The sequence below is a fragment of the Mucilaginibacter sp. P2_A5 genome (assembly GCF_056404995.1).
On record NZ_JBFUCY010000012.1, the window covers coordinates 149,676 to 162,856 of the forward strand.

The following is a 13,181-nucleotide window of genomic DNA, read 5'->3' on the forward strand; positions in this document are numbered from 1 at the left end:
AGGGAAATTCTATAACTTGTAATTATCATTAACTTTGAATTAGGTGAGTACAAATAACCAAGATACTGAAAAAAAAGCGGGCGACTCTGCCAGTCAAAAAGCCCCACCTTCAGGGGGCGGAGTCAGCTCCGTTACCGGGAAGGCGCTTGATTGGAAATTGTTAAAACGCGTGATGCGTTATGTAAAGCCCTATAATACCACGTTTGTGATTGCCGCTTTTTTAACTGTGTTTTTGGCAGTTGGCGCATTGCTGCAACCCATTCTTATACAACGTACGCTGGATGTAAATATCCTGAATGACGATTACGACGGGCTGGTTTTTATGGTTGGGCTGATGGTGGCGCAACTCGTTATTCAAACCGTGGCACAGTATTACCAAACTTATTTAACCAATACACTGGGCCAATCTGTTATTCGCGATTTGAGGATTGACATTTTTAACCACATCACCAGTTTAAGGCTAAAGTATTTTGACAGGACGCCAATCGGGATGCTCATCACGCGTACGGTATCTGACCTGGAAACCATTGCCGATATCTTTTCTGAAGGGCTCATCAGCATCATGGGCGATATGCTGCTGGTATTTGCCGTTATCGGCCTGATGCTTTGGCAGGATTGGAAGCTGGCTTTGATTACCCTTATCCCAATGCCTTTCCTGTTTGCATCAACCTACGTTTTTAAGGAGGCCATCAAATCATCCTTCCAGGAGGTGCGTACCCAGGTGGCCCAGTTGAATACTTTTTTGGCCGAACATATCTCGGGCATCAGTGTTATACAGCTTTTTGCACGGGAAGACCAGGAGATGCGTAAGTTTAAGGCGGTAAACGTAAAATACCGTGATGCCAACATCCGCAGTAACTGGTATTATTCGATATTTTTCCCGGTGGTCGAGATTTTGTTTGCCATTTGCATAGGCCTGCTGGTTTGGTACGGCTGTAAACGAATGCTTACCGATGGGCAGTTGGCCAGCTTATCTGCATCAAAAAAAGGGATCACCCCCGGCCTGATTACCGGCTTTATTGTGCTGCTGAATATGCTTTTTCGCCCAATCCGCCAGTTGGCCGATAAATTTAATACCCTGCAAATGGGTATGGTAGGTGCCGACCGGATTTTTAAAGTGCTGGATACCGATGAGGTTGCCATTGATAACGGAACCCTGAAAACCGGCAGGCTACAGGGCGAAATAGAATTTGACAAGGTGTGGTTTGCTTATAACGACGAAAACTGGGTGCTCAAAAATATCAGCTTCCACGTAAAACCCGGCGAAACACTGGCTTTGGTAGGCGCTACCGGGGCAGGAAAATCATCTACCATTAATATCCTTAACCGTTTTTACGAGATAGGGAAGGGAAGCGCCAAAGTTGATGGCCACGATATTCGCGAGTATGAGGTTGAATTCCTCCGTTCGCAAATTGCCACCGTGATACAGGACGTATTCCTGTTTACCGATACCATCGCCAATAATATCAGCCTTAATAATCAGTTAATAACCCGCGAGCAGATCATAGCGGCAGCAAAAGACGTTGGTGCGCACGAATTTATCGAGCGCCTACCTGGTGGCTATGATTATAATGTGATGGAACGCGGATCAACGCTTTCGGCCGGTCAATCGCAATTAATCTCGTTTATCCGGGCGCTGGTTTACAATCCGGCCATTTTAGTGTTGGATGAGGCTACTTCATCGGTAGATACCGAAACCGAGATACTGATCCAAAACGCTATTAACAAGCTGATGCAGGGCCGCACCGCGATAGTAATTGCCCACCGCCTGTCCACCATCCAAAATGCCGACAGGATCATCGTACTCGACCATGGCGAGATCATGGAAATGGGCACCCACCAGGAACTGCTCAAAATTGAACACGGCCACTACCGTAAACTTTACGATCTGCAATTTAACTCGGCCGGGATAGCGCGGTAGGTTGTACGTTTTACGTGCCACGTTATACGTTTTTATCTGTCATTAACTGAACGTATAACTTAAAACGTACCACGTAAAACCTCGTCAATTTTTAGGCACCGCTTTTACCGAATGCACCGGTTGCTCTTCCCGTTCGTGCTTTTTGGCAATGTTGCCGCCATGTGGTTCGTCGGCATGGTACTGCTTGTCGTGGGGTTTTACCTTGCTTTTGCCGCCATTATCGTCAGGCCTGTGGGTTGGTGTATCCGAAGGCGATAGTTTGTGTTTATCGTTTGCTGGCTTTGTCATAAAGATATAACAGGGCGGTAATGGCATTTGTTTATTCTGAACCGGAATTTTTAGAATTAAGCGAATTTCTTGAATTTGATTAAATGCGGGTACGGTGAAACCTGTTATTAAAATTCTGTTAATTCTTTAATTCGAGGAATTCCGGTTCAGACAATTCGTTAATAAATGTTAAAACCCACACACTATTACCGTATTAAACAACATTTATAAGCAATAAACTTTTACCTTTAACCCGTGTTTCTTAATTTCGCACAATATAGATGTGAGATATTAGATATAAGATGCGAGACGAGCCTCAATTTTGCGGCAGTTTTGTTATCTCAAATCTCAAATCTCACTTCTCATATCTAAACAAACATGGAAGAATTTGAAGCAAGCTCATCGTCAAAAAAGGTAAAAACCATATACATTTCAACGGTATTTGGCATTGCCATGGTATTGTTAATGATGGGTTTGTTGGGATTGTTGCTTATAGATGCCAATAACATTTCGCGCTACGTTAAGGAAAATATTGTATTGAATATTTTTGTTGACGACGCCGCGCATGAAACCGACGTGCTGCAATTACAAAAACAACTGGATGCCAACCCCATGGTGAAGCAAACCCAATATGTAAGTAAAGAACTGGCCGCCCGCAACCTGCAAAAAGATTTGGGCGAAGATTTTGTTAAATTCCTTGGCTATAACCCGCTATCACAATCGCTGGATATTTATATGAAGGCCGATTTTGCCAATAACAAGGATATCGAAAAATTCAAGGCCGATTTGCTGAAAAATCCCTTGGTTAAGGAGGTTAAGTACCAGCAATCGCTGGTTGATAAAATGAACGAGAATGTAAAATCTATCAGTCTTATTATCCTGGCTTTTGCCGGCATATTTGTGATTTTATCAGTTGCCTTAATTAACAATACCATCCGGCTGGCCATTTATTCGCAACGGTTTTTAATTAAATCCATGCAGTTGGTTGGTGCCACTAAAGGATTTATCCGGAAGCCATTTTTACTGTATGGTATCTGGCACGGGCTTTTAGGGGGCCTAATCGCTATAATCCTGTTAATTGGTGCGCTATACCTGGCCTATCAGCAGGTGCCCGACTTGGTTTTCCTGCAAAGCTATTCGGAATTTGGTCTGGTATTTTTGGGCGTAGTAGGGCTGGGGATATTTATATCCGCCTTCAGCACGTTCCTGGCTGTTAACAAGTTTTTACGTTTAAAAATATACGACCTGTATAGGTAAGTTAAAATTCAAAATTAAAAAGTCAAAATTCAAAAATTGATTTGTGAATTAAATCACTAATTAAAACATAGGTAATTCAAAATTGATTTGCGGGTTGGTAATCACTAATTCACCAACTCACTAAATCACTAATTAAAAAACATGGCACAAAAATTTAAACCAACAACGCCTTTAAAAACATCGGCAACTGCATCGGCGCCAAAAGCGGCAAAAACTATCAGTAATGAGCCTGTGGAGTTTATTTTTGATAAAAGCAATTACAAGTTTTTAATCATCAGTGTGTTAATAGTAGCCTTTGGTTTTGTGCTGATGTCTGGTACTACCGATATTTACAGCAATACCAAGATTGTTATAGCCCCTATAGTGGTATTGGCCGGTTTTGCCTTAGGTTTTTATGCTATTTTAAAGAAGCCTGAAGTTAGTAAGTAGTTGATTGGTTGATTAGGTGAATGGTTGATTGTGCTAACCGCTTCAACTTCGCTTGCATCAACTGCCTCATTATTTCTCCAATACATCATAATATCTACCCCAACCCCAAATCACAATGAATCTGATCCACGTTATCGTGCTGGCAATTATTGAAGGCATTACCGAGTTTTTGCCGGTATCATCAACAGGGCATATGGTTATTGCCTCGGCCTTTATGGGCATTGGCACTGATGACTTTGTAAAGCTATTTGAAGTTGCCATACAATTAGGGGCCATCCTGTCTGTTGTAATTTTATATTTTAAGCGGTTTTTCAAGTCGTTTGATTTTTATTTTAAACTTGTGGTTGGCGTTATACCGGCTGTTATAGTTGGTGTATTGTTAAAAAAGAAGATTGATATTTTATTAGAAAGCCCACTTGTTGTAGCTTTTTCGCTGTTAATAGGTGGCGTAGTGCTATTATTTGTTGATAAATGGTTTAACAAGCCCGCAGTAAAAGAAGAAGCGCAGATAAGCTATGCAACCGCACTTAAAGTCGGGCTGTTTCAGTGCCTTGCTGTTATTCCGGGTGTTTCCCGTTCGGCTGCAACCATTGTGGGTGGTATGAGCCAAAAGCTTACCAGGACCGCTGCTGCCGAATTTTCGTTCTTTTTAGCCGTGCCTACCATGTTTGGCGCTACGTTAAAAGAGATCTGGGATTTTCATAAAGCCCATGCTACAGGGCCGTTATTTACCGGCGAACAGATTAAATTTTTAGTTATTGGCAATATTGTGGCCTTTATTGTGGCTATGCTGGCTATCAAATCATTCATCACTTTCCTGGAACGCAAAGGGTTCAGGCTTTTTGGCTGGTACCGTATTATTGTTGGCGCTGTTATTATCGTTTTGATATTAAGCGGCCATCAGTTACAGGTGTTGTAGCCCCACCCAAATCCTCCCCGTCCCGGGGGAGATTATTCGAGATTTGATTATTGTTTTGCATTGATGATTGCTATACCATTTAGAGTGGGCTTTTCCATACCTTTGCCGCTTTAATAACATTACTTGAAAAGTACTTACCAAAATATCCAGGAATTTGCCGATGGCCAGCTATTGCTGGTAAATAAACCATACAAATGGACAAGTTTTGATGTGGTGGGCAAAATCCGCAATTCTTTTAAGCCTTTAAAACTTAAGGTTGGCCATGCAGGCACGCTCGATCCGCTGGCCACCGGGCTGCTCATCATCTGCACCGGTAAAATGACCAAACAGATTGATACCTTCCAGGCCGAAGAAAAAGAATATACCGGCACCATGGTGCTGGGCGCAACCACGCCATCATATGACATGGAGACCGAACCCGACAATAAGTTCGATATCAGCCAACTTACCGAACAATTGCTGCGTAGTAACTGCGCGCAGTTTACCGGCGATATACAGCAATACCCCCCGGCGCACTCGGCAATTAAAATAGACGGGGAACGTTTGTATGAAAAAGCCCGCCGCGGCGAAGAAGTGGAACGCCGCCTGCGGAGCGTTACCATCAGCGAATTTGAACTGACCAGGGTGGAATTGCCCGAGGTTGATTTTAGAGTGGTATGCAGCAAGGGCACTTACATCCGCAGCCTGGTGCATGATTTTGGGGCTGCTTTAAATAATGGGGCATACTTGTCTGAATTAAGACGTACCCGCAGTGGCAGCTATAAGGTAGAGGATGCCTGGGAAGTGATGGAGTTGTTTAATACCATTAAAGCTTTGAAGGGGAGTGGTGAGTCGTCAATAGTGAGTGGAAAGTAGTAAGTGCTCACAAAGCAATGTTACTGTAAACTTAAAGTACTTAAACTAAAAAACTAAATTTGTGTTTTTGCTCATCAAATGAGGATATATAACAATATTGACGAATTTACAGCGATAGATAACGCGGTTGTCACCATCGGCACTTTTGATGGTGTGCATATTGGCCACCGTAAAATTATTGCAGGTATTAAGGAGCTGGCGCAGCAAACCGGCGGTGAAACCGTTATCCTTACTTTTTTTCCGCATCCGCGGATGATACTGCATCCCGAAGATGAAAGCATTAAGCTGATAACCACCATTACCGAAAAGGCGCAGCTGATGGAACAGCTTGGCGTCGATCATTTGATCATCACCCCATTCTCCCGCGATTTTAGTAACCAAACTGCCGAAGATTATATTCGCGATGTACTGGTAAATAAAATAGGCACAAAAAAAATTGTAATAGGGTACGACCACCGCTTTGGTAAAGACCGCCAGGGCGGCCTGGACGATCTGCTTAAGCTTGGCCCCGTTTATGGTTTTGATGTAGTGGAAATTCCCGAGCAGGATATTGATGAAGTGGCCATAAGCTCTACCCGCATCCGCACGGCTTTGTTAAACGATAAAATAGATTTGGCCAACAGCTTTCTTGGTTATCCCTTTTTTATAACCGGCAAGGTGGTTCGTGGCGACCAGATTGGCAGGCAGATAGGCTACCCTACAGCCAATATCGTGGTGGAGGAAAAATATAAACTCATACCAGCTGATGGTATTTTCGCGGTAACCGTAATAATTGCCGGCGAAAGCTATAAAGGCATGGCCTACATTGGCAGCCGCCCAACGGTAAATGGTCTAACCCGCAACATCGAAGTAAATATTTTTGATTTCGACCAGGAAATTTACAACCAAACCATCAAAATAGAATTTCACCATTATGTGCGCGGCGACGTAAAGTTTGCCGGCCTGGATGAACTGAAAGTACAGCTGGCGCAGGATAAGGTAGATGTGCTGAGGTTGTTAGCGTAGTTTCTGAACTCGGATTTGTCAGATTGATGGGATTATACAGGATTTTATTGCAAATTTTCAATGTCAGTTGTATGTAATGATCTGTTTGATCGTGCTTGCGATTACGCCGACCGGTGAAATCCTGAAATCTGATAAATCTGCTTAATCCGAGTTCAGACAAAAATACCCGCAACCCGAACCCCGCTCCACGCATCAAATCCCTCATAAATCCCTTAAAACTAAAAACTAAAACTGTACCTTTGCCTGTCAATATGACTTTAATTGTCGCTGTGGCGTAATTATTGAGTTTGTTGCATCATATAAAAATAATATGTTAGATTTTATAAGTAAGCTTTTTGGAAGCAAATCAGAGCGGGATGTAAAAAGTATTAAGCCTATAGTTGAAAAAATTAAGGCTGAATATGCAAAACTCGGTAACATCAGCAATGATGAGCTTAGAGCTAGAACAATAGGTTTTAAACAAACAATTGCCGAAGGCCTATCGGGCATCGACAGCGAGATACAAGCCATAAAAGATCGTACCGAAAACGAGCTGGATATGGATGTATCCGAAAAGGTTGAGTTATACACTCAGCTGGATAAGCTGGAGAAAGACCGGAATAAAGAGCTTGAGGATATATTGATCAATATATTGCCCGAGGCGTTTGCCGTGGTTAAAGAAACCGCCAGCCGCCTTGCCGCAAATAAATTTATAGAAGTTACCGCAACTGATTTTGATCGCAACCTTGCTGCGCGTAAAAGCAACGTAACCATTAAAGGCGACAAAGCTTTTCACGCAAATACCTGGCTTGCTGCCGGTAACGAGGTTACCTGGAACATGGTTCATTACGATGTACAGCTGATAGGCGGTATAGTATTGCACCAGGGTAAAATATCTGAAATGGCCACAGGCGAGGGTAAAACGCTGGTAGCTACGCTGCCTGCATACCTTAACGCGCTTGCCGGCCAGGGTGTACACATTGTAACAGTGAATGATTACCTGGCACGCCGCGATAGCGAGTGGATGGGGCCGTTGTATGAATTTCATGGTTTATCGGTTGATTGTATTGATAAACATGAGCCCAACAGCGAGGAACGCCGCGCCGCTTACCTGGCCGACATTACTTTTGGCACAAATAACGAGTTTGGTTTTGATTACCTGCGTGACAATATGACACGTAGCCCCGAAGAGTTGGTTCAGCGCAAATTGCATTACGCGATGGTGGATGAGGTGGATTCAGTTTTAATTGATGACGCCCGTACGCCTTTAATTATATCGGGCCCTATCCCCCGTGGCGACGAGCATGAATTTTACGAGCTGAAACCTCGTATTGAGCGTTTGGTTAACGCCCAAAAAGCTTATGTGAATACGGTATTGAACGAAGCCAAAAAAGCTATCAACGATGGCGATACCGATCCTGAAAAAGGCGGGCTGGCTTTATTGCGTGCTTTCAGGGGCTTGCCAAAAAGTAAAGCATTAATTAAGTTTTTGAGTGAAGGCGGTAACAGGAGCACCCTGCAAAAAATAGAAAACTATTACATGCAGGATCAAAGCAAGAATATGCCTAAGGTAGATTCGGAGCTTTATTTTATTATCGACGAAAAAAACAACCAGGTTGAGCTGGCCGAAAAAGGTATCGAACTGATTACCTCATCGGGCGAAGATCCTCACTTTTTTGTAATGCCCGATGTAGGTACCGAAATTGCCGAGATTGAAAAATCAAACCTGAGCACGGAAGAAAAAATTGCCCGCAAGGACGAGCTGATGCGCGATTTCTCGATCAAGTCCGAGCGGATCCACTCAGTTAACCAATTACTGAAAGCATATACCTTATTTGAAAAGGATACCGAATACATTTTGGACGAAGGCAAAGTGAAAATTGTTGATGAGCAAACAGGCCGTGTATTGGATGGCCGCCGTTACTCTGATGGTTTACACCAGGCAATTGAAGCTAAAGAAAATGTTAAGGTTGAGGATGCTACCCAAACTTTTGCTACCGTTACCCTGCAAAACTATTTCAGGATGTACCACAAGCTTTGCGGTATGACGGGTACTGCCGTTACCGAGGCTGGTGAGTTTTGGGAAATATACAAGCTGGATGTGGTAGAGATACCAACCAATACTCCTGCAAGCCGCGAAGATAGGCAGGATTTGGTATACCGCACCATCCGCGAAAAATACAATGCCGTAGCCGATGAAATTGTGAAACTAACGCAGGCGGGCAGACCAGTACTGGTAGGTACCACATCCGTAGAAATATCTGAATTATTAAGCCGCATGCTTAAGTTGCGCGGTATTAAACATAACGTACTGAATGCCAAAATGCACCAGAAAGAGGCCGATATTGTGGCCGAAGCAGGTCAGGCAGGCACAGTTACCATTGCTACCAACATGGCTGGCCGTGGTACGGATATTAAACTGGGGGCAGGCGTACAGGCAGCTGGCGGTTTGGCCATTGTAGGTACCGAGCGCCATGAGTCGCGCCGTGTTGACAGGCAGTTACGTGGTCGTGCAGGCCGCCAGGGTGATCCGGGTTCGTCACAGTTCTTTGTATCGCTGGAGGATAACCTGATGCGTTTATTCGGATCGGAAAGGATCTCGAACCTGATGGTACGTATGGGTATCGAAGAGGGCGAAGTTATCCAGCACTCCATGATCTCCAAATCCATCGAGCGTGCACAGAAAAAGGTAGAAGAAAACAACTTTGGTATCCGTAAACGTTTGCTGGAGTATGATGACGTGATGAACTCACAGCGCACCGTAGTTTACACCAAACGCCGTAACGCACTGTTTGGCGAACGTTTGGACGTTGATTTGAGCAATACCATTTTTGATGTGGTTGAGGACATCACCACCGAATATAAAGAAGCCAACAACTACGAAGGGTTTACCTTAGAGATGATCCGCTTATTCTCTGTCGATGTGGAGATTGATGCAGATAAATTCGCGGCAAATTCAATTAACGCCCTGGTTGATCATTCCTTCCAAACGGTGATGGATTTTTATAAACGCAAAGGCGATGCTGTATCGGCACAGGCTTTCCCGGTATTAAAGGATGTTTACGAAACCCGTGGCGAGTATGTTGAAAACATTGTGGTTCCGTTTAGCGATGGCATCCATGGCATACAGGTTTCTGTTCCCTTGAAAAAGGCGGTAGAAAACCATGGTCACGAAGTGTTTAAATCATTCGAGAAAAACGTTACCCTGTACCTGATAGATGATGCCTGGAAAGAGCATTTGCGCGAAATGGACGAGTTGAAACAATCTGTTCAAAACGCGGTTTATGAGCAAAAAGACCCACTGTTGGTTTACAAGTTTGAGGCTTTTGAATTGTTCCGCGGCATGTTGGCCAATGTGAATAAAGAGATTGTAAGCTTCCTGTTCCGCGGAGGTATCCCGGTTCAGCAACAGGCCGAAGAGGTAAGGGAAGCCAAACCAGAACCAAAACTGGATCTGCGTAAGCTAAAAACCACCAAAGCCGAAATGGTAAGCGAAAGTAACGGCATACCAATGAATGATTTCCCGCAGGAGGTACAAAAAGCTACCCCTGTAAGGGTTGAGCAAAAAATTGGCCGTAACGACCCTTGCCCTTGCGGTAGCGGTAAAAAATATAAAAACTGCCACGGGGTAGGGCAAAATTAAGAAGCCCCACCCGGCCTCCCCTGAAGGGGAGGAGGCAGAAAGAAAATAGAATACGAGTCATCCTGAACTTGTTTCAGGATCCCACGGAACAGGTCGCCGTTATGCTGACCACTTTGCAAGTGGGATGCCGAAACAAGTTCGGCATGACGATGTTTAAGATACAATAACCATGAAAAAAGCAATACTTGATCATAAGGCCAAACACAGCTTGATCAGGTATTGCTTTTTTTTTATGCTGATACTCGCATCCACCCAAACCTTTGCCCAAACCCGCGGCAAGGTGGAGGTAGTTAAAGATCCCCTGGTTGATACCCTGATTGCTAAGCGTTTTACACTGAACAGGGAAACAGGTGTAGCGCCGGCGGTAACATCATCTTATGGCTACCGGGTACAATTTTTCAGCGGATCGAGCAGGCAGGATGCTTATAATGCCCAGGCCCGGCTGCAACGCGACTATCCTGAATTGCGTACCTACATATTATACAGCGAACCTAATTTTAAAGTACGTGCAGGCGATTTCAGGACGCGGTTAGAAGCTCAGAAACTAATACAGGAATTGCGGCCTTCGTTTCCGAGCCTGTTCATCATATCCGAAAAAATAAACCTGCCCAAAGCCGACACCGACAATGATTAAAGAAAAAATACAGGAACTATCCCAAAAAATATTTGATGATGTGGTAGCCAACCGCCGCCACCTGCACACCAATCCCGAGTTGTCGTTTCACGAGCAAAAAACATCTGCTTTTGTAGCCGGTAAATTGGATGAGTTGGGCTTAACGTACGAGAAAATGGCCGATACCGGCCTGGTTGCCCTGATAAAGGGCGACTTACCCTCGGATAACGTGGTAGCCCTGCGTGCCGATATGGACGCCTTGCCCATTACCGAGGCTAACGATGTGCCTTACAAATCGCAAAACGTAGGTGTAATGCACGCCTGCGGCCACGATGCGCATACGTCATCGTTATTAGGCACAGCCCGTATTTTAACAGAACTGAAAAGTCAGTTTGGCGGTACGGTAAAACTCATCTTTCAGCCGGCGGAGGAGAAGCTGCCCGGCGGCGCAAGCCTGATGATTAAAGAAGGTGTGCTTGAAAATCCAAAACCTCAGGCCGTTTTGGGGCAGCATGTAATGCCGTTGATTGAGGCCGGTAAAGTAGGTTTCCGGGCTGGTAAATACATGGCATCAACTGATGAGTTGTACGTTACCGTAAAAGGTAAAGGCGGCCACGGTGCCCAGCCACAACAAAATATCGACCCGGTAATTATCACCGCCCATATATTAACCGCCTTGCAAACGGTTGTAAGCCGCTTTGCCGATCCCAAAAGTCCGTCAGTACTATCATTTGGTAAGGTTATTGCCAATGGCGCCACCAATGTGATACCAAATGAAGTTTACCTGGAAGGTACCTTCCGTACCATGGACGAAAACTGGCGTGCCGAAGCCCACAAACGCATGAAAAAAATGGCCGAAGGCATTGCCGAAAGCATGGGCGGCAGCTGCGATTTTAATATTATGCGTGGTTACCCCTTCCTGATTAACGAAGAGGTACTAACCCACGCCACCCGCGGCCATGCTGAAGATTATTTAGGCAAAGAAAACGTATTAGACCTGGATATCTGGATGGCAGCCGAAGATTTTGCCTATTATTCGCAGGCCGCCGATAGCTGTTTTTACCGCTTAGGCACCCGGAACGAAGCCCGCGGCATTACCTCATCAGTACATACCCCTACGTTTGATGTGGAAGAGGATGCATTTAAAATAAGCACCGGCTTGATGGCTTATTTGGCTATTAAGCAATTGGGGAATTAACGGAAAACTTTGCTTGCAAACCATGTCATTGCGAGCGCAGCGCGGCAATCGCGAACTATGCATGTCCGCCTTGCAAATTCGCGATTGCTTCGTTCCTCGCAATGACATAGCGGGAAGAAGCATGATTGTAACAAACCCCTAAACCAAACCGTCAATAGTAAGAAATGAAGAAATTATTATTATTTGTAACGTTTACTATTCTCAGCAGTTTTGCCTTCTCGCAGCAAATACAGCGCTTCAACCCCGATACCATCCGTACCATCGTTATCGATTCCACCGTTGATATCCGTTCGCATAAACTGCGTGCGCAGGATTTTATTGATGCGGTGATGGCTGATACCAGTTTTTACAAGGCTTTTCAAAATATGAAAAAATACGCCTTCACTGCCGAGAACCGCATTTACACCTACGATAAAAAAAACAAGGTTGATGGTAAGGTTTACCGCAAGCTAAAGCACAGCAATGTGGTGGGTGAGCATAAAATTGAATACCTGGCAAAGCAGGATAGCGGTACGGTTTATAAAAAAAACGGCAAGTACCAGTTGTATACGGTAGAGATGTTCGACTATATTTTTATGAATGCCTACAATTCTGATTTTATACAGGGTGATGGCGTTCCGATGGAAGGGAAAAATGAAGGCTACAAGGCTAAGTTAAAAACACTGGTATTTACGCCAGGCCGGCGGGTGCGGGGGATTCCGTTTATTGGCGATAAAACCGAGATATTCAGTAAAGACATGCAGCAGTTTTATTACTATGAATTTGCCCGCGGCAAGTACCTGGATACCATACCCGTATATCGCTTTAAAGTAAGGTGCAAGCCCAGCACATCCGATGGTGATACGATGATTAAGGAAATGACCACCATTTTTGACGAGCGTACCTTCGAAATCCTGGGCCGTTACATCGACCTGAAATTCAGTAATATGTTTGTTGATTTTAACGTGCAGATGAATATCGAGCTCAACAACTTTAACGGGCAGCTGCTGCCCATCAAAATAACCTACCAGGGCAACTGGGATATCCCTTTCCACAAAGAGGAACGCGCCAGCTTTTTGATTGTACATAAGGATTATAGAAGGGAGTAGGGGGCTA

The 13,181-nt window shown here is 44.4% G+C and carries 11 protein-coding genes; 10 read left to right on the plus strand and 1 reads right to left on the minus strand.

Annotated features, from left to right (window positions below):
• Positions 1 to 172: 172 nt before the first annotated feature.
• Positions 173 to 1,921 carry an ABC transporter ATP-binding protein gene (locus AC1DXF_RS12505; protein ID WP_477449110.1) on the plus strand — a complete coding sequence of 583 codons (1,749 nt, stop codon included), beginning with the start codon at positions 173 to 175 and terminating at the stop codon, positions 1,919 to 1,921.
• Between the two features lie 84 nt (positions 1,922 to 2,005).
• Here the strand turns inward: AC1DXF_RS12505 and AC1DXF_RS12510 are convergent, their stop codons facing one another.
• Complete coding sequence (locus AC1DXF_RS12510; RefSeq protein WP_477449045.1) at positions 2,006 to 2,209, minus strand: hypothetical protein; 204 nt, start codon at positions 2,207 to 2,209, stop codon at positions 2,006 to 2,008.
• Positions 2,210 to 2,566: 357 nt separating this feature from the next.
• On the opposite strand from AC1DXF_RS12510, the gene AC1DXF_RS12515 reads away from it, so the two are divergent.
• The 9 genes from AC1DXF_RS12515 (at position 2,567) to AC1DXF_RS12555 (ending at position 13,174) form a co-directional block, all read left to right on the plus strand.
• The gene (locus AC1DXF_RS12515) at positions 2,567 to 3,445 is read left to right on the plus strand and encodes a cell division protein FtsX (RefSeq protein ID WP_477449047.1); all 879 of its coding nucleotides are present in this window, start codon (positions 2,567 to 2,569) and stop codon (positions 3,443 to 3,445) included.
• Positions 3,446 to 3,586: 141 nt separating this feature from the next.
• Entirely contained in the window at positions 3,587 to 3,874 is a 288-nt protein-coding gene (locus tag AC1DXF_RS12520; RefSeq protein WP_090641179.1) for a DUF3098 domain-containing protein, read from the plus strand.
• A gap of 115 nt (positions 3,875 to 3,989) precedes the next feature.
• The gene (locus AC1DXF_RS12525) at positions 3,990 to 4,793 is read left to right on the plus strand and encodes an undecaprenyl-diphosphate phosphatase (RefSeq protein ID WP_477449049.1); all 804 of its coding nucleotides are present in this window, start codon (positions 3,990 to 3,992) and stop codon (positions 4,791 to 4,793) included.
• Between the two features lie 123 nt (positions 4,794 to 4,916).
• The gene (truB, locus tag AC1DXF_RS12530) at positions 4,917 to 5,648 is read left to right on the plus strand and encodes a tRNA pseudouridine(55) synthase TruB (RefSeq protein WP_477449051.1); all 732 of its coding nucleotides are present in this window, start codon (positions 4,917 to 4,919) and stop codon (positions 5,646 to 5,648) included.
• Positions 5,649 to 5,726: 78 nt separating this feature from the next.
• Positions 5,727 to 6,653: a bifunctional riboflavin kinase/FAD synthetase gene (locus tag AC1DXF_RS12535; RefSeq protein WP_477449053.1), complete on the plus strand. Its 927-nt coding sequence runs from the start codon at positions 5,727 to 5,729 to the stop codon at positions 6,651 to 6,653.
• Between the two features lie 310 nt (positions 6,654 to 6,963).
• Entirely contained in the window at positions 6,964 to 10,275 is a 3,312-nt protein-coding gene (gene secA / locus AC1DXF_RS12540) for a preprotein translocase subunit SecA (protein WP_477449055.1), read from the plus strand.
• Between the two features lie 169 nt (positions 10,276 to 10,444).
• Positions 10,445 to 10,909 (plus strand): SPOR domain-containing protein, encoded by a 465-nt coding sequence (locus tag AC1DXF_RS12545; RefSeq protein ID WP_477449057.1) that lies wholly within the window; start codon positions 10,445 to 10,447, stop codon positions 10,907 to 10,909.
• Positions 10,902 to 12,086 carry a M20 metallopeptidase family protein gene (locus AC1DXF_RS12550; protein ID WP_477449059.1) on the plus strand — a complete coding sequence of 395 codons (1,185 nt, stop codon included), beginning with the start codon at positions 10,902 to 10,904 and terminating at the stop codon, positions 12,084 to 12,086. The genes AC1DXF_RS12545 and AC1DXF_RS12550 overlap by 8 nt, the downstream gene beginning before the upstream one ends.
• Before the next feature lie 164 nt (positions 12,087 to 12,250).
• Complete coding sequence (locus AC1DXF_RS12555) at positions 12,251 to 13,174, plus strand: hypothetical protein (RefSeq protein ID WP_477449061.1); 924 nt, start codon at positions 12,251 to 12,253, stop codon at positions 13,172 to 13,174.
• Positions 13,175 to 13,181 lie beyond the last annotated feature (7 nt).